25 protein-coding genes and 1 pseudogene are annotated in these 23,554 nt (G+C 59.5%); 23 read left to right on the top strand and 3 right to left on the bottom strand.

What is annotated here, in order from left to right; genetic code table 11:
• The first annotated feature begins 251 nt into the window (after positions 1–251).
• The 10 genes from N3C12_04035 to N3C12_03990 all read left to right on the top strand — a co-directional run bounded on the left by N3C12_04035 (position 252) and on the right by N3C12_03990 (position 10,514).
• Entirely contained in the window at positions 252–905 is a 654-nt protein-coding gene (locus N3C12_04035; protein MCX8071608.1) for a hypothetical protein, read from the top strand.
• On the top strand, positions 898–1,545 hold the full coding sequence (locus N3C12_04030) for a hypothetical protein (protein ID MCX8071607.1): 648 nt from the start codon (positions 898–900) through the stop codon (positions 1,543–1,545). The genes N3C12_04035 and N3C12_04030 overlap by 8 nt, the downstream gene beginning before the upstream one ends.
• Positions 1,546–1,630: 85 nt before the next feature.
• Positions 1,631–2,584: a metallo-mystery pair system four-Cys motif protein gene (locus N3C12_04025; GenBank protein ID MCX8071606.1), complete on the top strand. Its 954-nt coding sequence runs from the start codon at positions 1,631–1,633 to the stop codon at positions 2,582–2,584.
• 10 nt (positions 2,585–2,594) lie between these two features.
• A complete protein-coding gene (locus N3C12_04020) occupies positions 2,595–3,944 on the top strand; it encodes a di-heme enzyme (protein ID MCX8071605.1) in 1,350 nt (449 codons plus the stop codon).
• Between the two features lie 241 nt (positions 3,945–4,185).
• Positions 4,186–4,953: a c-type cytochrome gene (locus tag N3C12_04015; protein ID MCX8071604.1), complete on the top strand. Its 768-nt coding sequence runs from the start codon at positions 4,186–4,188 to the stop codon at positions 4,951–4,953.
• A 238-nt stretch (positions 4,954–5,191) separates the two neighbouring features.
• On the top strand, positions 5,192–6,076 hold the full coding sequence (locus N3C12_04010) for an SDR family oxidoreductase (GenBank protein ID MCX8071603.1): 885 nt from the start codon (positions 5,192–5,194) through the stop codon (positions 6,074–6,076).
• Positions 6,077–6,082: 6 nt separating this feature from the next.
• Positions 6,083–6,619 carry a flavin reductase family protein gene (locus N3C12_04005; GenBank protein MCX8071602.1) on the top strand — a complete coding sequence of 179 codons (537 nt, stop codon included), beginning with the start codon at positions 6,083–6,085 and terminating at the stop codon, positions 6,617–6,619.
• Positions 6,620–6,638: 19 nt separating this feature from the next.
• The gene (locus N3C12_04000; GenBank protein MCX8071601.1) at positions 6,639–8,000 is read left to right on the top strand and encodes a lactonase family protein; all 1,362 of its coding nucleotides are present in this window, start codon (positions 6,639–6,641) and stop codon (positions 7,998–8,000) included.
• A 74-nt stretch (positions 8,001–8,074) separates the two neighbouring features.
• Positions 8,075–9,337: an alpha/beta hydrolase gene (locus N3C12_03995; protein MCX8071600.1), complete on the top strand. Its 1,263-nt coding sequence runs from the start codon at positions 8,075–8,077 to the stop codon at positions 9,335–9,337.
• A 106-nt stretch (positions 9,338–9,443) separates the two neighbouring features.
• Positions 9,444–10,514, top strand: coding sequence for a phosphotransferase family protein (locus N3C12_03990; protein ID MCX8071599.1), 1,071 nt, complete (start codon positions 9,444–9,446; stop codon positions 10,512–10,514).
• A 74-nt stretch (positions 10,515–10,588) separates the two neighbouring features.
• Here N3C12_03990 and N3C12_03985 read toward each other — a convergent pair whose 3' ends face one another.
• Both N3C12_03985 and N3C12_03980 read right to left on the bottom strand, forming a co-directional pair.
• Positions 10,589–10,882: a CBS domain-containing protein gene (locus N3C12_03985; GenBank protein MCX8071598.1), complete on the bottom strand. Its 294-nt coding sequence runs from the start codon at positions 10,880–10,882 to the stop codon at positions 10,589–10,591.
• A gap of 165 nt (positions 10,883–11,047) precedes the next feature.
• Positions 11,048–12,724, bottom strand: a complete 1,677-nt coding sequence (locus tag N3C12_03980) for an acyl-CoA synthetase (GenBank protein MCX8071597.1) — start codon at positions 12,722–12,724, stop codon at positions 11,048–11,050.
• Between the two features lie 126 nt (positions 12,725–12,850).
• Between N3C12_03980 and N3C12_03975 the strand changes: the two genes are divergently transcribed.
• From N3C12_03975 to N3C12_03915, 13 genes and pseudogenes are all read left to right on the top strand, one after another.
• A complete protein-coding gene (locus tag N3C12_03975) occupies positions 12,851–13,360 on the top strand; it encodes a biotin/lipoyl-binding protein (protein ID MCX8071596.1) in 510 nt (169 codons plus the stop codon).
• 18 nt (positions 13,361–13,378) lie between these two features.
• Positions 13,379–13,540, top strand: a complete 162-nt coding sequence (locus N3C12_03970; GenBank protein MCX8071595.1) for a hypothetical protein — start codon at positions 13,379–13,381, stop codon at positions 13,538–13,540.
• Positions 13,541–13,723 (top strand): hypothetical protein, encoded by a 183-nt coding sequence (locus tag N3C12_03965; protein MCX8071594.1) that lies wholly within the window; start codon positions 13,541–13,543, stop codon positions 13,721–13,723.
• A 51-nt stretch (positions 13,724–13,774) separates the two neighbouring features.
• Positions 13,775–14,926 carry an ABC transporter permease DevC gene (devC, locus tag N3C12_03960; protein MCX8071593.1) on the top strand — a complete coding sequence of 384 codons (1,152 nt, stop codon included), beginning with the start codon at positions 13,775–13,777 and terminating at the stop codon, positions 14,924–14,926.
• A 6-nt stretch (positions 14,927–14,932) separates the two neighbouring features.
• Positions 14,933–15,610, top strand: a pseudogene (locus N3C12_03955) (DevA family ABC transporter ATP-binding protein).
• A 171-nt stretch (positions 15,611–15,781) separates the two neighbouring features.
• Entirely contained in the window at positions 15,782–16,300 is a 519-nt protein-coding gene (locus N3C12_03950; GenBank protein MCX8071592.1) for a GAF domain-containing protein, read from the top strand.
• A 33-nt stretch (positions 16,301–16,333) separates the two neighbouring features.
• Positions 16,334–16,540 carry a hypothetical protein gene (locus tag N3C12_03945; protein ID MCX8071591.1) on the top strand — a complete coding sequence of 69 codons (207 nt, stop codon included), beginning with the start codon at positions 16,334–16,336 and terminating at the stop codon, positions 16,538–16,540.
• Between the two features lie 203 nt (positions 16,541–16,743).
• Positions 16,744–17,595 (top strand): adenylate/guanylate cyclase domain-containing protein, encoded by an 852-nt coding sequence (locus N3C12_03940; GenBank protein ID MCX8071590.1) that lies wholly within the window; start codon positions 16,744–16,746, stop codon positions 17,593–17,595.
• Between the two features lie 4 nt (positions 17,596–17,599).
• Positions 17,600–19,012, top strand: a complete 1,413-nt coding sequence (locus N3C12_03935; GenBank protein ID MCX8071589.1) for a patatin-like phospholipase domain-containing protein — start codon at positions 17,600–17,602, stop codon at positions 19,010–19,012.
• Positions 18,994–19,461: a hypothetical protein gene (locus tag N3C12_03930; GenBank protein ID MCX8071588.1), complete on the top strand. Its 468-nt coding sequence runs from the start codon at positions 18,994–18,996 to the stop codon at positions 19,459–19,461. Before N3C12_03935 ends, N3C12_03930 begins: the two co-directional genes overlap by 19 nt.
• A gap of 254 nt (positions 19,462–19,715) precedes the next feature.
• Entirely contained in the window at positions 19,716–20,834 is a 1,119-nt protein-coding gene (locus N3C12_03925) for an ATP-binding protein (GenBank protein ID MCX8071587.1), read from the top strand.
• A gap of 84 nt (positions 20,835–20,918) precedes the next feature.
• Positions 20,919–21,221, top strand: a complete 303-nt coding sequence (locus tag N3C12_03920; protein MCX8071586.1) for an antibiotic biosynthesis monooxygenase — start codon at positions 20,919–20,921, stop codon at positions 21,219–21,221.
• A 59-nt stretch (positions 21,222–21,280) separates the two neighbouring features.
• The gene (locus tag N3C12_03915; protein MCX8071585.1) at positions 21,281–22,288 is read left to right on the top strand and encodes an aldo/keto reductase; all 1,008 of its coding nucleotides are present in this window, start codon (positions 21,281–21,283) and stop codon (positions 22,286–22,288) included.
• 9 nt (positions 22,289–22,297) lie between these two features.
• Here the strand turns inward: N3C12_03915 and N3C12_03910 are convergent, their stop codons facing one another.
• Positions 22,298–23,362 (bottom strand): methyltransferase domain-containing protein, encoded by a 1,065-nt coding sequence (locus N3C12_03910; protein MCX8071584.1) that lies wholly within the window; start codon positions 23,360–23,362, stop codon positions 22,298–22,300.
• Between the last annotated feature and the right edge of the window lie 192 nt (positions 23,363–23,554).

Below are 23,554 nucleotides of genomic sequence, written 5' to 3'. Positions count from 1 at the left end.
CAACGGACCGTTTCCTGCTGAGCTCCATGACGCAGCCTCAAGGGTCGTCACGTAGCCCAAGCGTTTCGAGTGCAAAGGCGATGTTCCGTCCCCTATGCCAATCAATATGCCCGTGTCGCGCCCGGAGCGCGGGCTGGGGCTGGCGGGATGCACCCGCGAAATGGGCGTCGGCCAGCCTTATGGGTGCGACAAACTGCCCAATTGCCGGCTCCCGGATGCTTGGCGATGGAAGCCGGCGCAGGAGGAGCGCGGTGAACTCGAAGCACTTTTGGGCAGTTCTTTCCTTACTGTTCGCAGTCGGCTGCGGAGACGATCGTGAAAACGGACCACTCAGTAATCCCACCGCGTCACCGACACCAACTGAACACCGCCTGCCCTCCCCAACTCCTACCCCAAGACAAGCAGCACACGCTCACATCCTGATCGGCTCCCACCATGGCGGCGGAGGCGAAATCATGGCCCACTTCGACTTCGATCAAGGGGCGGCGGAGCTGACCGAGGAACAGTGTCTTGGCGGCGTGGGGGACAGTTGCGAGGGAGGCTTGATCGTATACAGCGGCACCTCACCGGCGTTCGAAACGGTGGGCGCAGACGAGGCGGAGGAACACTTGCAGCCGCTCCTGCCCGGCACCGAAGTGGAGATCGAGATTGTGGAAATCGACGAAGGCGTGCGGATCCAAGTTGAGGGCACCGAGCTGAGCATGGCGGGAAGCCGTGCACTGCTGGGAGTCGCTCCCTTCCACACCCATGTGAGCTGGCAACTGATTCTTCCCGGTGGGGTGGATCCGGCAACTGCCACTCCGAAGGTAAGGCTGCGTCTCGTGGCGGCTGGGTCCGTTTACGACCCATCGGCGACCTACACGCTGCGGCTAAAGGTCGTCGATGCCGGCCACGATCATGAGTAGCCGACCTTGGCTTGCCCTCGAACTTTTGAATCTGCTCCAGCTTGCGAAGCCGCCCATGAGGCTTCTCGCCGCAAGCATCCTCACTGTGGTGCTGCTCGGCCCACGCGGAGCAGGAGCTTGTGCGGGCGACTGTGATGGAAACGGAGCCGTGACCATCGATGAAATCGTAACGGGGGTACGGATTGCACTCGGCAGTGACGTATTGCTGTGTCCGGCCGCTGATCGCGACCAAAATGGTATCGTGTCGGTTGACGAAATTGTCGCTGCCGTGCTGGCAGCACTCGAGGGTTGTTCGCAGTCCAGCGGTTATACGTTCCGGGAGCTGCAGGAGCGAATCTTCAAGCCTTCCTGCGCTCACAGCGGCTGCCATTCGGCCCATGCGCCCGTGGCAGGGCTCGACTTGGAGTCCCAGCACGCCTGGGCACAGCTCGTGGGTGCGGCGCCAACCAACTTCGCCGCCAGCCTGCGTGGGCTTCGGCGCGTACAGCCTCGGGACCTCGAGATGAGCTTTCTGTGGGTTAAGCTGGAGCCGGTTGTGCCCCCAGAATACGGAAGCCCCATGCCTCTTGGTCTCCCCCCGCTATCGAAACAAGAGCGCAGGGCGATCGCACAATGGATTCTAGACGGTGCTGCCCCCTAAAGGGGAACCAGAGATGAGAAACCCAACATGGAGGACGGAAGAGATGGAGAGAAGGACAGCGAGGACAGAAGGAACGCAGCGAAGAATGCGAGGCGCCGTCGCCCTCTCCCTGTTGTTGACTGCCTTAGCCGCTGGGCGACCATCGGATGGCCAATCACTCCCGTACCGCTTCGACGCACTAGGCCAATGCGTGGGAGATCGGAATAGCGACGGCGAGGTCACAGTGGACGAACTCGTCGCCGGAGTTAACAACATCCTCGAGGGCTGCGTCTTCCAGCGGGTGGAAATCCGGTTTCGAGGGCAAGTGGGGGATGAGCCCTTTCAGTGCGGGGCAACGTATAATGGGGTTGGGCAAGGTGGTAGCGAGTTTACGCCATCCGATTTTCGTTTCTACGTTTCCAACGTTCGCCTCTTGACTGCGGATGCTCGTGAGGTTCCCGTACTTCTCGACCAAGACGGTATTTGGCAATTAGAGGACGTGGCCTTGATCGACTTTGAAAACAAAACATCGCCGTGCGTGAATGGCACGGTGCTCACCAATGACACCATTCGGGGTCGAGTGGCCCCCGGCGATTACAACGGAATCCGGTTTGTGCTCGGAGTGCCTTTTCGCCTCAACCACGGGGATGCGTCCGTGGCACCGCCGCCGCTCAGCCTCACCGCCATGTTTTGGAGTTGGCAGGCCGGATACAAGTTCTTACGGGTGGACACCGCCTTCGACAACTATCGGGTCCACTTGGGATCCACTGGCTGTTTCTACGCACAACCGGGAGTCGTCGGTGGATGCGCACGACCCAACCGCGCCGAAATTATTTTGCGCCCCTTCTCTTTGCAGCACGACGCAATCGTAGCGGACTTGGCCGCCCTGCTAGAGAATTCTGATTTGAACGCAAACGTTGCGGGCACGCCGCCAGGGTGCATGTCGGATCCCGGAGACAGTGATTGCCAAGCAATCTTGCAGAACCTCGGGGTCGACTTCGTTACTGGGCTCCCCGTGCCAGCTTTGCAGAAGTTTTTCCGGGTAGCTCCACAGCATTGAGAGACGACTGGTGTCGCTGAAGCCGTTAATCAAATGGCTAAACGTCATTGCTGGCATCGTTGCCTTGTTGCCATGGGCAGCACAGGGCGACCCGGCCTCCGACTACGTGTTCGATCTGCCCATTGGCTTTCCCAAACCGAAAGTGCCGTCCGACAATCCCATGAGCCAAGAGAAGGTCGCGCTCGGTCGGTTCCTGTTTTACGATGTCCGGCTATCGGGCAACCTCACGCAGTCGTGCGCGTCGTGCCACCAACAGTCCAAGGCATTCACCGATGGGCGTGCCCGAGCCGTTGGATCCACGGGTGAAGTCCACCCTCGAAGCGCGATGAGCTTGGCCAATGTCGCCTATGCTACGGCCCTAGGCTGGGCGAATCCCCTCTTGGACTCCCTCGAGCGCCAAATGTTGGTTCCCATGTTCAACGAGCGGCCCGTGGAGCTCGGCCTCGCTGGTAAAGAAGACGAGTTTCTCGCCCGGTTACAGGCTGATCTTCGGTACCAGCGCTTGTTCGCAGAAGCATTTCCCGGTGAGGCACGCCCGGTCTCGCTGGGCAACGTGGTGAAAGCAATCGCAAGCTTCGAGCGGACTCTGCTTTCGGGGAACACGGCCTACGACCGCTACGTGCAAGGGCTCGACGACGCTGCGTTATCCGAGGACGCATTTTTCGGAGGCCGGTTGTTCTTCTCGGAGCGGCTGGAGTGCTTCCACTGCCACGGCGGCTTCAACTTCACGGCTTCTGTTACCCACGAAGGGAACCCGTTTGACGAAACCTCCTTTCAAAATAATGGGCTTTACAATATTGATGGCCAGGGCGCGTACCCTCCGGATAATACGGGTCTGTTCGAGATCACCCGCATCCCGAGTGACATGGGGCGCTTTAAGGCACCGACGCTGCGCAATTTGAGTTACACCGCGCCTTACATGCACGACGGCAGCATCGCGACACTGGAGGAAGTGATCGACCACTACGCTGCCGGTGGTCGCACGATCCACTCGGGCCCTTACGCGGGCGATGGGTCGAAAAACCCCTATAAGAGCAACTTTGTGCGTGGCTTCGTGCTGACTGACGAAGAGAAGCAGCAACTGCTGGCATTCTTACGATCGCTCGACGATGAACGCTTTACCACCGACCCGCGTTTTAGCGATCCCTTCCGCGTCTGGCCCTGCATCAGCGACTGTGACTACGACGGAACCGTGCTGGTCAACGAACTCGTAGGAGCGGTGCGCGTGGCACTAGGGACGGGTCCTCTGGCGCAGTGTTTAGCGGCTGATCCGAGCGGGGATGGTGACGTCACCGTGGACGAACTGTTGCAGGGTGTGCATGCCGTATTGACGGGCTGCCCTCCGGAGATTGCCCCATAAAGACCGCGCCCAGTCTCGCGTCGCAAGCGACGAAGCCTCGGATGAGCACCAACACCCAACGGAGAGCAGCTAGATGCTAAGCACGGGCGGAGGTGAGCTGGCGATGCGGTGGAAAGCTTTTAGAATTTATTTTGGTGCTGGAGTGCTGTCATTATCCCTGCTTGCTTGCGAGCGCAGCGAGCCCCAGCAGAGACTCGATCGGCCGATGAGAGAAGCAGCGCCTCCTGGGCTACGAGTCAGCATGGAGCAGCTCCATGCGTGGGGCGGCACACCGCCTGGCTGGAAGTTCTCACCTGCGCCCGGGGATCCTGCGGCCGGACGCAAGACCTTTGTCGAGTTCGGGTGTTACAAATGCCACAAGATTGCCGGCGAGGACTTCCCCCCAGGTGGGGATAGCTCGTACTTCGTAGGCCCAGAGCTCACCGGCATGGGTAGCCACCACCCGCCGGGATACTTTGCGGAAGCCATTGTGAATCCTAACGCGATCCTGGTCGAAGGGCCCGGCTACCTCGACGAAAACGGGCACTCACGCATGCCGGAATATCCAGACATGACGCTGGAGCAACTTGCCGATCTGGTGGCCTACCTCACCAGCCTAAAGGAAAGCAACAACGACGCCTCGGCATCGTCGCACCATGGGGCAGGAGCGCAACACCACGAACATCACCACCAGGCGAGAGGCAAAAGCGCGGTCGACCGCGACAATCTCAGCTACTTCGCGCAGGCGTTCGAAGTGGAGGATGAGCGTCTGGAGGAGTTTTACCGCTGGTTTGACGAACAACGATTCAACGAGATCCCAGGGCTTGAGCGGATCGAGACTTACGCGAGTCGCGAGCGAAGGGAAGGCCGGCACGTGGTTTTGGTCTTGTTCGGATTCGAGCACGACGGCGCTCTCGAAAGCTTCCGCAGTTTGCGCTCTCGGTTTCCTCTGGGCTCGTTCCCGCGCCCCACAGATCATTGTCTCCTCGAAACGCCGCCAGTGTACCGAGCCGTGCAGATGAGCCGTTGACGCGCGAGGGCTCCTGTCGGATCGTCAGGAAGCATCCAGTCATCCAGTAAGGTTGGCCGGCGACGCTTCTTGTTTCGCTAGCTCAGGCGCCGGTGAATCCTGCCGAAAAAATTCGCTCATACCACCAGCCGCGGTTGCACCTGTATTGCGTGAGAGGCAACGAGGGTGGCAAACGGTTCTCAGCGCATGAGGGAGTAGGGCGCGTTGGCGCCTTCACGGAGAAAGGAGGAACGAGCTCATGGCCGGGCGACTCGATGATAAGGTGGCGGTGATCACGGGTGGCGCAAGCGGCATTGGCCGCGCCACGGTGTTCCGATTTCTGCAGGAGGGGGCCAAAGTTGTGATCGCGGATTATAACGCCCAAGCTGGCGAAGAAACCCTCTCGGCTGCGCAACAACAGGGCTTTACTGATCGAGTCCTGTTCCAACGGACAGACGTGGCCGACGAAGTTCAGGTGGAGCGTGCCATACGTTTAGCCATGGATCGCTGGGGTCGACTGGACTGTATGTTCAACAACGCTGGGGTTGGTGGTGCGTTCGGGCCGATCACTGACATTGACGTTACAGACTGGGACTACACCTTCGCCGTGCTCGTGCGTGGGGTGTTTCTTGGAACCAAGCATGCCGCTCGAATCATGAAACAGCAGCCTCAAGGTGGGACCATCATCAACACAGCCTCAATCGCCGGGCTCTATGGCGGGGACGGCCCGCAAGCCTATTCCGCAGCCAAGGCAGCGGTGATTAACCTCACGCGGGCTACCGCCATTGAGCTCGCACCCCATCGCATCCGGGTCAATGCCATTTGCCCGGGCGGTATCCTGACGCCGCTGTTGCATCGTGGCAACCCAGAGCCGGTGCGCGCATTCCTGGAAAAATTTCAGCCGTGGCCGGAGGCGGGGGAGCCAGAACACATTGCCGGAGTAGCGCTCTTCCTTGCGTCGGAAGATTCTCGCTTTGTCACTGGCACGTACATTGTTGCCGACGGAGGGGCGACTGCCGGAGGCGCAATGGCCATCCGCCACTTGCGCGATGGGTCGCCTCTGCCAGTCGAAGGGTTTGCCGGTGTGGATCGTGGCACGACGGGAGAGATGCCGGTGCTGCGACCACTCTCGCGAAGAGACTAACAGCACATGACCAGGTTACCCCCGGGGCGGGAAATGGACGAACGGACTGCCGGCGTCTGGTCCGCATTGAGCACCGGCATCTACATCCTCACCACCCGTGCAGCCGGATCGGGGCACGGGATGTCAGCGTCGTGGGTCACGCAGGCTTCGGCCAATCCGCCACTCCTGATTGCCGCCGTAGGGCAGGGCACATACTCGCACCGATGGCTGGTGGAGCAGCGCTGGTTTGGACTCAACGTCGTGGGGCAGCGCTCCAAGAGCCTGCAAGATTACTTTCATTCCGCTAGCGCTAAACGAGTAAACAACCTCGATCGCGTAGATTGGTTCTGGTCCCCCGCGGGTGTCCCCTGGCTCTTAGCCGCGCTGTTGTGCCTTGAGTGTAAAGTGGTTGATAGTTTCGCGGTTGGCGATCGCACCGCCTTTGTTGCAACCGTCACTGCGGCTCGCTGGGGCGCCGTGGATCGGCCCCTCACGTCGCTGGATCTACCGTATGCTTACGTGGGGGAGATCCACCCAAACATGTGGTATCAGCGATCGGGGTAACGCTCCCGAGGGGGTGAGCATGAGAGCCAGGATCGACTCGCTGGTTGCGCTTGCAACCATTCTCAGTTGCGGCATTGCGGCTGCCCAGGGGCCTCGACTGGAATTCATTGAGCGTCTCGCCGACCCACTCGGCGCATACAACCTAGGGGGAGCGCACGCGGTGACGATCAGCCCCGACGGGCGACACGTCTACACAGCCAGTTTCGATGACAACGCCGTCGTCGTGCTTTCCCGCAATGTCGTCACGGGAGCGGTGAGTTTTCTCCAAGCCAAGTTGGACCAAGAGGGCGAGGTTCGCGGATTGTTTCGACCGGTTAGCATCGTTGTCGCGCCCGATGGAGCACATGTTTACGTAGGGGCCTTTTTTGGCGACGCAGTTGCCACGTTTGCCCGCGATCCACTCACCGGAGAGTTGCGCTTTGTCGACGCGTTGTTTGGAGGTGCCGCAGGCCAACGCGGCCTTACACAGGTCCATGGGATGGCGTTTGTACCCGACGGAAGCCAACTCGTCGTTGTCAGTTACGGAGACAACGCAATCACCGTTTTAACGCGAGACAGACACTCGGGGCGTTTGGCCGTAACCCAAGTGCTCAGCGATCGTGGTGACAGCGGCGAGGTCGAGGGCCTCGTTCGCCCAACCGCTGTGGCGGTGTCGCCCACGGGGACAGACGTGTTCGTGGTGTCCAGCGGATCCGCAAGCCTCGTGCACTTGCGGCGAACGGCAGAGACAGGTCACCTCATTCCACTCGCGAGTTTTCTAGATGGCGTTTCCGGTGTTGGCGGGCTCGCCGGTGTGGTTGCTGTGAGCGTCTCCCCAGACGGTCGGGATATTTACACGCTAGGTACCGAAGCGGTAGGCCATTTTCGACAGGACCCCGACGGCAACCTCCAGTTTGTCGGCACTCTCACAGACCCTGAAGTTATTGGTGGTGGGGACTCTGCGGGCCCGACTGCTTTGGCCCTCGCGCCTCAAGGTTCGGCGATGCTGGTGACGCGTGGCGGCGATGACACCGTTGTGTTGCTCGAGCGAGACTTACAGAGCGGTGATTTGCAAATCGTGGACGCGGTGCGGGACGGCGAAAATGGCGTCGATGGCCTGGCGGGGGCAGCGGATGCGAGTTTCGATCCCGCGGGTCGGTTCGCTTACGTCGCGTCTCAATTCGATGACAGCGTGGCGACGTTCCGCCGCTGGCCTCGGTGCGAAGGCGATTGTAACGAAGACGGCGAAGTAACCGTTGAGGAGCTCGTGTTAGGGGTGGCTGCGTTACTCACTGAGGCGCAACCACTCGGATGCTGGCAGATGGATCGCAGTGGCGACGGACGGCTCACGGTGGACGAAATCGTGCGCGGTGTTCGCCACGCCTTGGGCGGGTGTTCATGATGGAGGGGGTCTGCCCGCGACCGCAGATAAGGCCGAGACCCTAGCGTGTCCGGGCCTCCGGAGGTGAAAAGGCCATGGTAGTGATGCTGTGGTTGCTAACCGTACTCAGCGTGCTCTTGACGTACAACGTTTGGTTCCCGAGCTATCGTCCGGGCAGACGGGCCGTCGTCAGCTTCTTTGCTGGCTGGCTCACCGATGAGCTTGCCCTGCATCATATTGGGATCCAGGTCCTACTCGCATTGGCTTTCGTGGGATCCGGGGCGTCTCAGCACTGGGTCGGTAAAGTCCCGCTGCTCATCCTCGTGTTTTCTTGGTGGGCCCTCTGGACCGCGTATTGGCGAGGCGATCGCGCGGGCGACGCGGTAGAACACGCCCTCAGAGAGGGACTCGGCTCGCAGTATCGCGCTCAGGTTCTTCCCGAATTGCGATCTCAATGGCCAACTTCCCTCGACTGGAAGGCGATTGCCTTACCCTTTCCAATTCACGATCCCGAGGTGGAGCGGCTCAAGAACATTTTGTACCGCCGCGTCGCCGGTGTGAACTTGCGCTTGGATCTGTATCGCCATCGGTCACGCCCGCAAAACTGCCCCGTGCTTCTGCAAATCCACGGTGGCGGCTGGGTCATCGGCAGCAAAAGCGAACAAGGACTCCCCTTGATGACCCACATGGCTCGACGTGGTTGGTTGTGCGTTAGCGTGGACTATCGACTTTCCCCGCACGCCACATTTCCCGACCATTTGGTTGACGTAAAGGCTGCTATCGTTTGGATCCGGGAACACGCACACGAATATGGCGCAGACCCCAATTTCGTGGTCGTGACCGGCGGCTCTGCCGGTGGCCACTTGGCGGCACTGCTCGCCCTTACGGCCAATGAAGCTGCGTACCAACCGGGCTTCGAAGACCGCGACACCACCGTCCAGGGTGCCGTGCCCATGTACGGCGTGTACGACTTCGTAGACCGCTTTCACACCTTCCACAATGCGGAGATCCACCGGCTGCTCGAAAGCAAGGTGATGAAAGCGTCTCTGCAAGAGGCTCCCGAAGCGTATGAGAAGGCGTCGCCAATTTCGTGGGTTCGCGCCGATGCCCCTCCGTTCATGGTCGTGCACGGAGATCACGACACTCTGGTTCCCGTGGAGCAGGCTCGGCACTTTGTTGCTGCGTTGCGCGCTGCTTCCCGCCAACCTGTGGTGTATGCGGAAATTCCCGGGGCCCAGCATGCATTCGATCTGTTTCCCTCGCTGCGTTGCTTGCACGTCGTTTACGGCATCGAGCGGTTCCTGAGCTTCGTATATTCCCGACACCGACAATCCGCCGAAGTCGCGGCGGCCGCGTAAAGAGCCTCTCCGGACTCCGCTCAATCCAACATAGGCGGCCTGCGAGCCCGGATTTACTTTCGTGGAGCTCCGCAGTAGACGTTGGTGGGCTGGGGAGAACGGGTTTATGGGTTGCGCCGAGCTTACACCCAAACTGCTTTTGGAAGAGCAACAGCGGTTGCAGGCGTGGTTGGACCAGCAAGGTCTGCCCGGTCAAGGTCTTCCCCTGGACGTGGAGTTCATTTCCGGTGGGGCCTCGAACGAAGCGTGGCTGCTGCGGAGGGGCGAATTTCAATTTGTGGTCCGCAAGCCTCCGCGGCTGATCCCTGAAGGGCGGAATGAATCCATGGTCAGGGAGTTCCGCGTGCTCTCCGCCTTGCGCGATTCCGACGTGCCCCACCCCAGAGTGCTTGCGCTTTGCACCGACCCGCAAGTTTTGGGTTCGAACTTTTACGTGATGGAATATGTCCGCGGGTGGTCGTGCATGAACCAAGCACAATGGCCGTCCCCCTTCGATACCGACCTGGAGGCCCGGCGCGGCCTAGCTTGGGAACTCATCGACGGAATTGCCAAGCTGTCCCGGGTGGACTGGCAAGCAGTCGGGCTCGAGGGATTTGGCCGCCCGCTTGGATTCCATGAGCGGCAAGTAGACCGCTGGCTCGGCCTGCTCGCAAAGTTTCAATTCCGGCCGCTTCCCGGGCTCCAGGAAGCGGCAGACTGGCTACGGCATTACCGGCCGCGCCACTACGTGCCCGGCATCCTTCATGGAGATTACCAGTTTGCCAACGTGATGTTTGCTCACGGTGCCCCAGCGCGTCTGGCGGCCATCGTTGACTGGGAGATGGCAACTGTGGGAGACCCGCTGCTGGACCTCGGGTGGGTGCTCATGGCCTGGCCCGATCCTGACGAGGACCGCGAGCACGCAGGGTATGTCGACTACACCGGGATGCCGACACGCGCGGAGCTGGCCGAACGGTATGCTCGGGTGAGCGGCCGTCCGGTCGATGAACTCGATTACTACGTGATCCTCGCTCGCTTTAAAATGGCTGTGGTTTTGGAACAGGGTTACGCCGCCTGGGTGCAGGGAAGAGCAGGCAATCCCAAGATGGCCTTCTTTGGCGAGGTCGTGCTCACGATGGCGAGAAAGGCGGCAGAGCTTGCGAACACAACCCCTCTCGGACGCAAACGCTGGATCTAAGCCTCTGGCTTCGCTCCGACAGCAGCGGTGCATCCGTTCGATGACTCGCGGCCTCGACGCGCTCAAAACTGGCGCTAACCGAGCCAAGCTTCCCCGCGCGGCCCGTGATTGTTGCACTCGCGCGGCGACTGCAGCCACTGGCGCACTGTAAGCCTTGCCGGTTCTAAACCCAGACCGAGAACGGCAACAATGTCGCGCGCACCGAGGACGCCGACAAGCTGCTGATTTGCGTCCACAACCGCAAGCGCATCGGTGCCGGACTCGTACATCAGATGGGCGGCATCGAAGATGGTGGAATCCAATGCGGTTCGTGCCACCGGACGCAGCCGCTCGAGCGTTGTCTCTGCAGAATGTGCTAACCGAGTCATGATTCGGCTCCTCCGCTCGAGCATGACCGCAAAGTTGGTACCACCCCTGCCCCGTGAAAGCGCGCACGGGGCAGCACCAATCCGGCTGCTCAAATGGGAAGGCCCGACGTCAACCGAGACTCAGAAATGCGAAGCCTCTCCAAATGTTCAAACTCGGCACCCGCTTTACCGGGCCTTGCCAGCGAGGCCCAGTTGCTCGAGGGCAAACTGCTTGGCCCAGCGGTAGTCCGCCTTTCCGGAGGGGCTCCGCACCATTTCGTCTACGAACAAAATTTCCCGCGGAAGTTTGTAACGGGCAAGGTGACGGGCACAAAACTCAATCAACTCTTCCTTGCTGGGTTCTTCGCCCTTTCGCACCTGCACGATGGCAGTCACCTGTTCCCCGAACCGCTCGTGCGGAGTTCCCACGACGACAGCGTCGTACACCGCCGGATGGTGTTTAAGTGCCTTTTCCACTTCTTCGGGGTAAATTTTTTCTCCGCCCGAGTTGATACTCACCGAGCCACGCCCGAGTACGATGATGGTTCCATCGGCAGCAACCTTGGCGTGGTCTCCTGGGATGGCATACCGCCGGCCATTGAGTACGGGAAACGTTCGTGCGGTTTTTTCTGCGTCCTTAAAGTAACCGAGCGGCACGTGCCCCGTGCGAGCCAGCCAGCCAACCTCCTCGCTGCCGGGCTCGACTGGGCCACTCAAGTCGTACTTCAACACCAGCGTTTCTTCGTTCATCCGAAAAGCACCGCTGCTGATCGTCATACCTTTGGTAACGATTTGCGACCCCTGGCCACCTGTTTCCGAGGCACCAAATCCATCGATGATCATTAGGTGAGGAATGTGTTCGAGCAGCGCTTCTTTGAGCGCGGGTGTGAGGATTGCGCCCCCCGAGAGAATCACGTTCAGACTGGACAGGTCGTAACGACGCTTCTGCAACTGATCGACCAGCGGGCGAGCGAACGCATCCCCCACGATGGTCAAAAACGTCACCCGCTCGCGCTCTACGGTGGACCAAATATCATGCGGGTCGAGCCGCTCGGGTTGGTCTTGGACAATGACCGCTCCCCCCTGATGCCAACAAGTGAGCGCCATCCAGTGTGCTGCGCCGTGCATAAAAGGCGGAGCGGGAAGCGCTCGTGCCGAGCTGGAACGGGCATTTTCGACTAATGCATCAATCGAGGGGACCTTTTGGCCCCCGGGCGGATGTCCACCCAGTGCTGCAAAAAAGATGTCCTCCTGCCGCCAGAGAACACCCTTGGGCATGCCGGTGGTCCCACCGGTGTAGAGGATGTACAGATCGTCCGCGCACCAGTGCAGGTCAGGTTTTTCCGGAGATGACTGGCGCAACACCTCCTCGTAGTCCAACGCACCCGGCAAAAGCGGATTGTTCGACTCGTCAGCTACTTGTACCAGCAGCCGGAGATGACGGACTTCTGAACGGATCTTCTGCACCCGAGGTGCGAAGCGCGCGTGGTAGATGAGCGCATGGCAGTCGGCATCATTCAGCAGGTAAATCAGCTCGTCTTCCACATAGCGGTAGTTCACATTGAACGGGGCGACCCGTGCCTTGTAAGCCCCGATCATTCCCTCGAGGTATTCGTTGCCGTTGTACAAGTAGAGCCCGAGGTGATCTTGGCCGGACTCGTAGTTCTTCAGTTCCGACCGCTCCCGGTGGCACCCAAGACCATGAGCCCGAAGAAAGTTTGCCAAGCGACGGGTGCGGTCGGTGAAATCTTTCCACCGAAAACGACGGTCGCGAAAGACCAAACACTCCCTCTCGGGATACGCTTGCGCCAAAGCTTCGTTGATTGTTGCGAGGTTGAATTCCCGTTCCTTGTGGTGCTTCATAGGCGCCGCTGCCTAGCATTTTGCAACGGTAAAGGCAGCTAGGGCTCCGTTTTCGACGCAGCTATGAACAGAAGCTGCAGGAGGGAAGAATTTGCTAAAGGAAGAAACGCGTGATAGGCGCCCCTCATGGTGTTGGCGCCCGCCCGCGTTGTTTGGCTTTGCGCCGTCGTGCTCTTGGTGATTTCGCCCTCTGCGGCTCAACGCCGGAGGATTGAACCGGAAGGATGCTCGCGCGAAAGCTGCTCCGTGGCCGCGCGCGGCCGGTTAGAGCCGAAGAACCGCATCGTGAAGGTCGTGGGCTCCTCTCAGCCAGGAAACCTTATCGGAGTGATTCACGAACTGTACGTGCGTGAAGGAGACAAGGTTCGGCAGGGGCAAGTTCTCGGGATTTTTGACACGTACGCCCTGCGGGCGGCAACCGTGGAACGGTTGAGCGCGCAGCTCCGCCACGCTGAGTTAGAATGGCGACGGGTTAGCCGATTGTACGAAAAGAAGGCCGCTGCCGCGGACGAACGGGACGATTACGAAAGCCACCTAGCGGTTGCCAAAGCCCGGCTTAAGGAGGCAGAGGCAGCTCTCGAGTTAACGCAGATTCGGGCACCCTTTAGCGGTGAGGTGCTGAAAATCCACGCCTAACCGGGGGAGCGTGTGGGGTTGGACGGCGTTCTCGAATTGGGCGATACCGACGGAATGTATGCGGTCGCGGAAGTTTACGAGAGCGACATTGGGCAGGTTCGTGTTGGGCAACCCGCTGTAGTCACGAGCCCAGCCTTGAAGGATGCTCTAAGCCGAACCGTGGAACAAATTGGCCGCTAGGTGGGCAAGCTCGATGCGTTGGCCGATGACCCGGCAGCAAAAGTGGATGCGCGCGTCGTTGAGGTGCGCGTTCGCTTGCATGAAAGCGAGCACGTAGCCGGGCTGAGCAACCTCCAGGTAGAAGTTCGCATCGATACTTCTTCCGCTCTGGCCGAACATGTGCCGTCGGCATGGCAGGAATGAAAAGACCCAGGTTGAGGAGCCTTGCGACTTCGCTGGGTTTATGAACCCGGAATGCGCGCGTTTGCTTTAGCTCGTCGTCAGCTCGGCCGTGAGCGGCGCCGCCTCGCGGTGGCCGTGGCAGGAGTCGCGTTTGCCGTGGTGTTGATTCTCATGCAGTTAGGCTTTCGCAAAGCCCTGTTCGCAAGCGCGGTCCGGTTTCATTCGCACTTGCGGGGCGAAGTGTTCCTTGTCAGTCCGCGCTCGATGTTTCTCGCTTCGATGCAGAGCTTCAGTGGTCGGCGACTGTACCAGGCACTGGGAGTTTCGGGAGTAAGGGAGATTGTCCCGGTCTATACCAATGTAGCCCTGTGGAAAAACCCGACCGACGGAACTACTCACCGTTTGTTCATCGCCGCGTCCGACCCCAGACTGGATGCATTGGACCTCGAAGCGGTCTGGGCCCAAGCCGAGTCTTTACGAGCCCCTGACGTTGTACTCTTTGATGCTTCCTCACGTCCGGAGTTCGGTCCGGTAGTGCAATTGTTGGGTAAAAACGGAAAGGTGGACACTGAAGTCGAAGGCCGGGCGATCTCGGTGATCGGGCTGTTCCGCCTAGGGACATCTTTTGGCATCGACGGCAGCCTCATCACCAGCGACACGAACTTTCTGCGCATCTTCCCCCAGCGTAGCCCGGGCCTCGTTCAGTTCGGTCTTGTCCGACTGGAAGCTGGTGAGACTCCCGAGGTCGTGCGCGATCGGATTGCGGCAAAGCTCCCGTCGGACGTCGAGGTGCTCACGAAAGACGATCTCATGGAAAGAGAGGTGAACTACTGGGCCACGGCGCAACCGATCGGCTTTGTGTTTACCTTTGGCGCGATCATGGGCTTCGTGGTCGGATTGGTGATTGTTTACCAGATCCTATTTTCTGATGTTGCCGATCATTTGGCCGAATATGCCACGCTCCAGGCCATCGGGTACCTCGACTCGTACCTGTATCGCGTAGTGCTCTACGAGGCCCTGTTGCTCGCCGTCGCGGGATATGTACCAGGTTTATTGGTGAGTGCGCAGTTATACCGACTGACACATCACGCAACGCAACTCCCCATGCAGCTCAGCCCGGCGCTGATTGCCGGAACATTGGCTGTAACGATGCTTATGTGCACAGCCTCCGGTGCCATTGCCCTGCGGAAAATCCGTTCCGCGGACCCGGCGGAAATTTTTTAACTTACCATGCCCGCCTCGGTAGCCACCATCCGCATCGAGTCCCTCAACCACTATTACGGTTCGGGGGCACTGCGCAAACAGATCCTCTTCAACGTGCAAGCCGAGGTGCAACCTGGCGAGATTGTCATCATGACCGGCCCCTCGGGCTCTGGGAAGACGACGTTGTTGACCTTGATCGGGGCGTTGCGTTCCGTGCAAGAAGGGAGCTTGTGCTTTCTCGGCCGGGAGTTGCTTCAGGCGAGCCGTTCCGTCTTCGCCCAGGTGCGAAGGGAAATCGGGTACATCTTCCAAGCTCACAATTTACTAGACTCCATTACTGCACTGGAAAATGTCGAGATGTCCCTTTACCTGCACTGACGGCTGAACGTGCGCGAGCGGCGCAAGAGGGCACTGCAGATCCTTGAAGCGGTTGGGTTGGGTGAGCGCGCACACCACTATCCTCACCAACTCTCTGGAGGGCAAAAGCAGCGTGTGGCCATTGCCCGCGCGCTGGTTGCTGAACCAAGAATTATTCTGGCCGACGAGCCCACGGCAGCCTTGGACAAACAGTCGCGTCGCGAAGTCGTCGACTTGATGCATAAATTGGCCAAGCAGCAGGGGTGCACTGTGCTTCTGGTCACGCACGACAACCGAATCCTGGACGTCGCCGACCGAATCATTCACATGGAAGACGGTTACCTTTCTTCGTTCACGAATGCCGTGCTCGCAGGAACGCAACGCATGCTCGAACTGGTGGCAGCGAACAACCGAAATGGCGAACTGACGAAGCAGATTGAAGGCATGGCTGTTAGCCAGTTCGTGAAATTGGTGGATCAGATTACGACCGAGTTTCAAAGCTTCCTCAGTGCCATTGACATGCTCAACCATGAAGCGTTCGAGAGCATGTTGGACCAAGTCATCGAGGCGTTCACATTCAAGGTCGGGTGGCTTACGGGGGCTGATCGTGCCACGCTGTTTCTCTTGGATGAGACAACCGGAGAGCTTTGGTCAAAGGTCGCTCGCAACGGGCAGCGCCCCTTGGAGATCCGCATCCCAGCCTCTTCCGGGCTCGCCGGGCACGTGTTGCAGAGCGGGCAGATCCTCAATGTGGCCGATGCATACGATGAACCACTGTTTAATCGTTCCGTGGACGAGCGCACCGGTTATCGGACGCGGAGTGTGTTGTGTGTGCCGATCTTGGCGCGAAGCAATAAACCCGTTGGCGTGATTCAACTCCTCAACAAGCGCGAGGGTACGTTTACGCCAGCAGACGAGCACCAACTGACGACGTTTGCAGCAAACTTTGGAATCTTGCTGGAAAGCTGGGCTCACATGAGGCAGGCTGCGAGGCAAAACAGTCCGCAAACGATCGAACCGATGGCGGTTGGGTCGTGAAGTCGAGGCGAACCTCTGAAGGAGAAAAGCCCGGTGTCCGATCAGCCCCAGTTACGGTCAGCCTCCGGTTCTTTGCCCTACGAGCACAATCTCGCGCGCTTCATCTACCTGCTGCGCCTCTCTGGGGTTTCGTGGGCGGTGGCCACGTCGGCATTTTTCGTTCTAAATTTCGAAGGCTTGCGGATCTATCATGTTGCGTTGCTCGTGATCGTTCTGACCTACCCCACCTGGCTCATCTGAGCTACCGGAGAAGTCGCTCCCGAGCTCAACAGCTCGGTTACCTGCTGGTAGATGCATTCTTCCTGGGTTGGGCGATCCACATCACGCAGTTTTCACTTCTTCCCGCACTGACTGCGTCAGCCGTTGCGCTCGGAAACGCGCTCGCACTGAGCGGATTTCGCTGGCTTGTGCGTGCTGCGGGTGCCCTGGGGCTCGGTGTAGCTGTGCCAACCGTGGTCCTCGGTGCGAACGTCACGCACCGAGGGCTTCCGCAGTCCGACTTGTTGTGTGGCATCTTCCTCCTGACCTATTTCCTCATTTTTGCGTACGCGGCCTATACCCGCACCATGCAACTCATCCGTTCTCGGCGTGAACTCCGAGAGCAAAAAGCCATTGCTGAGATCGAGAGGACGCGCTCAGAAAGTTTATTGTCGAGCCTGATCCCCTCCACCTTGAAAAAGCAGTTCCGCGAGCAGGGGCTTGTTCCCCCCGAACGGTACGAGCACGCAACCCTGGTCGTGGTCGATTTCGTCGACCTGGACTCTGTATCCGAACAAAACCCGCTCCACGACTGGTTCGGTGTATTCAATCATCACTTGCAAGCGTTCGATGCGATTGCGGCACGCTATGGCCTCGAAAGCTTGCGCGCCTGCGGAAGGCTGTACTGCGCAGTTTCGGGCGCTCTTCCCGTCACTGCAGAGCACGCAGACGATGCCATCGGTGCTGCAGTCGAAATGCGCGGATTCGCACGTGACTTTTCCAAGAGCCAGCACGAGAGTTCTTCGCCAACACTGGCAGTGCGCATTGCTGTGCACACCGGGCGTGTCGTTGCCGGAGTGACTGAGGCTCGGCGATTCGTTTACAACGTGTGTGGTCCCGGGTGGTCCGAGGCTCTACGGATCTGCGAATCGATCGAGCCGTGGGACATTGGTGTTTCTGAAACAACGCGAGGACGGCTGACCCATGCGCTGCCCATGAAGCCGAGCGGAGCTGTTCCCCTCGCCGTCCGAGGGTCCTTGCTGCCCGTGTACGTGCTCACCGATAACGCGGTGCGTTCATCGCCGATGGTAGGTTAGGCTTGTGCTGCATACTCGCCTGATGGCGGCGCTACAGCGCGTATTTCCCAACGCCGACCCGGCTACCCGGGAAACCCTCGCTCAGCGAGCCGGGATTCTAAATTTGCGCCGCGGGGAGGTTCTGTATCCAGAGGGGGAGAGCGCTCAATCGATGCACTTACTTCTCAGCGGTCGGCTCGCGATACAAATTCGCGGCTCCGAAGGCCGCGAGCGATTGGTGGCGTATTTGTCCGAAGGGGAAACTGTCGGAGAGACTGCATTGATTGCCGGGGGCCAGCGGACTGCCACCGTGATCGCCGCTCGGGACAGCACGCTCGCTAAGATCGATGGGGAGACGTTCCGTCGAGCAGCTTCGGCGTGCCCAGCAGCAGTGTTGGACCTCGCGCAAACGGTGATTCGTCGCCTGGTTGCGGGGCAACCGGGATCCATACCCCAGGTCGCGGTGAAACATGTAGCGCTGTTGCCGCTCAACCGAGGTGCACGGGTAAGGGAATTTGCAAGTCGTCTTCAGATTGCCCTGTTGCGCTTCGGGACGACGCGCCTCCTCACAAGCAGCGATGTGCAGGCGCTCGTGGGCAGCGGCCCCACCGAGCTACAAGAGTGGCATTGTAGGCGCCTGTTTGAAGACAGCGAACAGAAATACGACTTCATCGTCTCGGTTGCAGACCCCGCAGCCACCTATTGGACGCGTCATCTGATCGGACATGCGGACCGGATTCTTTTCATCGCTCAAGCAGAGCTGGACCCTACCCTGACCCCCATCGAAGAAGAGCTCGGCGTGTACGCCCCTCGGAGTGACCTGGTTGCTCGCGAGCTCGTTCTTGTTCACTTCCAGGGCACACCGTCCAACACAGCGAGCTGGCTTAAGAACCGTGTATGTGACCGGCACCATCACGTGCGGTGGATGGGGAACGCCGGGTTCCATCGGCTCGCGCGTGTACTGTCGGGGAATGCAATCACCCTCGTGCTGAGCGGAGGAGGCGCGCGTGGCTTTGCTCACGCTGGCGCGGTGCGTGCGCTCCGCGAGACGGGGATTCCCATCGATGCCGTGGGCGGAACCAGCTTCGGTGGGTTGATCGCTACTGCAGTCGCCCTCGGGCGCACGCATGAGGAAATGCTTGAAGGCGCGAGAAGGGTTTTCATCGAGGGAGGACTTCTCGATGACTATACCGTTCCGCTTGTATCGATCGTGCGCGGTCAGCGCATGGAAGAATTGCTGCGGCAAACCTTTGGGGAGGCAGAAATCCTCGAAGATTGGGTACCGTTCTTCACGGTGTCTGCCAACTTGTTGCGGAATTCTTTGCAGCTTCACCAACAGGGGCCAATCTGGGAGGCGCTGCGTGCCACTGTGTCGTTGCCCGGCATATTTCCCCCGCTCTTTCCGCTGGCGACCTGCTGGTGGACGGGGGGCTGCTGAACAACTTACCGGTAGACATCATGAAGGAATTGCTACCCAGCAAGGTGATTGCCGTGGACGTGTCTCTCGACGACGGTCGCCGCTACACAGCGGAGCGGATTCCTTCTCCCCTGGAATGCCTACTGCTGCGCTTGCGCGGAGAAAAGCAGTGGGTGCCAACCTTACCCTACGTGCTGATGAAGGCTACCAGCTTGAGCGGGGCGGAACATGTGCAAGTGGCGCGCAAGGCCGCCGACTTACACCTGTCACCGCCAGTCGGGGAGTTCGAGATGCTCGACTGGTCACGCCTGTACGACATCGTCGACCTCGGGTACCGGTACACTCAACGAATTCTAGATGGATGGTTACCGGCGCACTCCGACTGGGGTCAGCCGCATGAGGTTTTCGACTCGCGTGCGCTCTCTCGTTGGAAAACTCGCGACAACACCGAGCCAGAGGCGGCTCCGTGACTTTTTGCGACCGCTCGTTGTGGCGAGCAAAAAATGGCAACCTGGGTATACATCTGAACAAGAAGTGGCCGACATCAGCCCGTCCATGCGTTCCGCTGTGCGACTCGCAGGGCACGATGGCTACACGCACTGTGACAAAATTAACGTAGCCGTGACTGAGTGGGCAGATTCGCAACAGAGTCTCGCTTGGAACCATTTTCGCTTATGCGAGGGTTCACCACGTTATGTCAGCCGCACAAAAATGGGAGAATCTGATGTGGAAGATGAATGTGGAGGCGGGGAGCCGTCAGCACGGTTTTCAGCCTTCGGTGGAGCAGGTGGCGTATCTCTTGAGCAGGATAGACCTGTTCGAAAGCTTTACTCCGTTCACCTTGCGGCTGGTCGCACGCAGTTGTGAAGTCGTAGATCTGTTGCCAGGTGAGATACTCTTCGAATACGGCAGCCCAGGTGGCTCGCTATTTGTGATCTTGGATGGCCAATTGGAGGTAGCTCGGGGCGAACGGCCCATCGCAGTCGTTGGAAAGAACGAATACGTAGGCGAGTTGGCGCTGCTGGACCCTGGGGTCCGTAGTGCATCGGTTCGGGCCATTTGTTCCACCCGACTTCTCGAAATCCCGCAAAGTGTTTTCGAGCAGTACCTTCGGCGCGAGCCAGAGTCTTTGGCGGCAATGATGCGCACAGTGGCCCGCCGCCTGCGCGCGATGCTGGACGACGCCCAGCAAGCCTACGAGCAGTTACACATGCAGGTTCACGATATGCTGAACCTGTTGAATGTCCTCAATGGCGCCACCTTGGTTGCAGACTCGCTAACACCATCCGACCCCAATCAGCGTTACCTCACGATGATTGCGCAAGCCCGGGATCGGCTCGAGGCAATGATGCGCTCAGCCCTCCGCTGCGTTCGAGGTCGGCCCTCGGGTTATCCTCGGGAGCCTGTCGACCTGTGCGAGCTTGTTCGGGACACGCTGCGCAACGATTTGGCACTGCATCCCGACGTAAGGAACGTGCAAGTGGTGGTGGAGAAAAAGGGCACAATGGAACACTGCATGTGTAATAGCGCAGACCTGCGCCGCGTGATTGCGAACCTCGTGATCAACGCTGCGCAAGCGACAGGGCCCGATGGCCTGGTTACCCTGCAACTCTGGCAGGGTGAGGGAAGGGCTTACATTAAAGTGAGCGACAATGGTCCTGGGGTGCCGGCGGCGCTGGTCCCTTACATCTTTGAGCCACGCTTCAGTACGAAGCCCCAAGGTACGGGCCTTGGATTGAGCTCGGCCCGGTTGATCGTGGAGAGCCTCCACGGTGGGAGGCTCTCTTACCTATCGGAGCAACGTCCCGGGGCCACGTTCCTCGTCGAGTTGCCGATCGGATAGCGCGCGACAGCAGCCGCACCCATACCGCAATGGTTGCGCTTGCCGGCCATAGCGGGTAAGCCGCAAGGCCTAAAGGGAGGAAATATGCCAATCACCGTGGTCGCGCAGGTTTACGTGCACGCCGGCCAAGAGGAAGCGTTTCAAAAAGCGGCGGAAGAGTTGGTTCGGTTTGTCACGGAGCGCGAGCCAGACACGCTGATGTACGTGCTCCACCGTTCGACGACCGTGCCAGGAAAGTTTCTGTTTTACGAGGTGTACGCGGACGAAGCTGCACTGGCGCGACACGGAGCCAGCGAGGCGATGCAAAAATTCTTTGCCAAGGTCCGCAATTTGTTGAGCGGTTCACCGGAAATCGAAACCTATCATGAGCTAGCGGGCAAGCGATAAGGCCGACGGGCTCGATCAACGGTTGCTCCCTGCGCAATCGGAGTCATGCGGAGGAGGTCATGAGCACAGATCAACGAGACCAAACCTTTCCAGGGTTTCCGCTCGCTGGGACGGAGTGGACGCTACCACCCATGGGGCTCGGAACGTGGGCGTGGGGCGACTCTTCCACTTGGGGCATGGGAAGTTACGACCCGTCGTACAACTTCGATACGATTCGGGAGGCCTATGCCAGATCAGTCGCGGCCGGCATCACACTCCTGGACACGGCAGAAATGTACGGCAACGGCGAAAGCGAGCGGATCATCGGCCGGCTTCTCGAAGAGGACAAGACCAATCGCGAACGCGTGCTCGTAGCGACGAAATTCATCCCCTTTCCTTGGCGAGTACCGTTACGCACAAAGCTCAGGGATGCTCTGCGGGCCTCGCTGGATCGGTTGCGTCTGCCATTCGTGCATCTGTACCAGATTCACGGCCCAATTAGCCTGTGCTCTCATGAAACAATGGCCGAGGCGTTAGCGGAGGCTGTGCAGTCGGGTCTGTGCAAGGCGGTCGGCGTGTCGAACTACTCCGAAAAGGAAACGAGAGCGATTCATGCTGCCCTGACGCGGCGGGGAATTCCGTTGGCGAGCAATCAAATTGAATACTCGCTTCTCCGCACCGACCCGGAGCGCAAAGGTTTGCTCAAAGCGTGCGCCGAGCTCGGTTTGGTGGTTTTGGCCTACTCGCCGCTGGCGCAAGGACGCCTGACCGGCAAGTACAGCGTGAAAAACCCTCCACCTGGGAAGCGCAACTTTTCCGCATACTCCATGGAAGAAGTGGAGCCGATTGTGGCGGAACTACGCCGGATCGGAGAGCGCCATGGCGGCAAAACGCCCGCCCAAGTTGCGCTTAACTGGTTGATGTGCAAGCGCACGATCCCGATTCCCGGCGCGAAAAATGGTGCGCAAGCGGAACAAAACGCCGGCGCGCTCGGCTGGCGGCTTTCGGACGAAGAAGTGCAAACGCTCGATCGGTTAGCGAAGCCGGGGCGCTACACACTCTTCCTGCGTCTCTGGCAGCACGGCTGACGCTACGGACTAGGGTCGCAACTCGTAGTACGCGTTCACTGGGTTTCCGAAGTCGTGACGTTTGAGCCGACGAAATCCGGCTTCCTGGGCCATCTCTCGGATCACCGGCTCTGTGAGGCCAAGAGTGCCCAAGCCCACGCCACCATGTTCCGATAAGCTCGACGACAAACACGCGAGCACTGAAATGCCGTAGAGCATTGCTGCCAGTGGATGGTGTGCAAGATTCTCCTCGAACGTTGCGCGAGTGTTGATGTCAGCGACAAAAAAGGTTCCATCGGGTTTGAGGGCCTTTCGCACAGCACACAAAACCTCGCGCGGGCGGGGCATATCATGGATACAGTCGAAGGCCGTAATGAGGTCAAACGAAGCCTCGGGTCCAACGAATTCAGCACTTTGGCAATGGAGAAATACGTTGCGAACCCTCGCAGCTTCCACGTTCTTTTGCGCCCGCTCGAGGGCATGCCGCGAAACCTCGTAACCGTGGAACTCAGACCGCGGGTACGCTTCCGCCATCTGTACAAGGGCAACACCCGCACCGCAGCCAATATCGGCCACCTTGGCCCCAGCTTCCAATTTTGGAACGACCCCCTCGAGTGCGGGCAGGACCAGGGGAACCAAAAAATTCCGAAACCAAGGTGCGAGGAAGCGCTCGATCCCAGCAGCACCCTCGGGTCCTAGGGCGTCGTACGGGAGCCCAAGCCCGGTACGAAAACACTCCGGGAGTTGGCGAACGATGCCCAGTTGCTCCGGCAAAGAATGGAACGCCCCGGCGGCAAACACTGGTGAGGTTTCGTCGGCCAGCACCCACGATGCTTCCGGGGAGAGTTCAAAACGTCCATCGCCAGTGTATTGCACCAACTGCGCAGCGGCCTGAGCGTACAGCCATTCGCGAACCCAGCGTTCATGGAGGCCAGTGATCTCGGCTAGCTCGCTTGGCGATAACGGCCGACCCGCCGCGCGCAAAGCTCGATACAACCCGAGTCTGTCCCCTAAGTGGATCATGGCGCTCGTGACTGCGCCAGTCAGGTACCCAAAGACCAAGTACAGAAAGCTTTTGAGCCGTTCAGAGCCCACAGCGATTCCTCCAATTTTCGAGAGCCTGAAGAGCTAGTCTATTTCGTCCTCACAAGCAGCCCACCTGTTCAATCCCCCGGCTCTCCTGCTCTCCTCAGGAAACGAACTTCGAGGCAAGCAGTGCATCTATGCGGATGCGGGACCCCCGGGGGACCTTTCAACTACAAGCGAACAGCCTCCGCAGCAGAGCGG

The organism is Candidatus Binatia bacterium (genome assembly GCA_026415395.1).
Lineage (GTDB): Bacteria > Desulfobacterota > Binatia > HRBIN30 > HRBIN30 > HRBIN30.
Note: the sequence above shows the minus strand (reverse complement) of the source record. Positions and strands in the feature narration are given on the sequence as shown.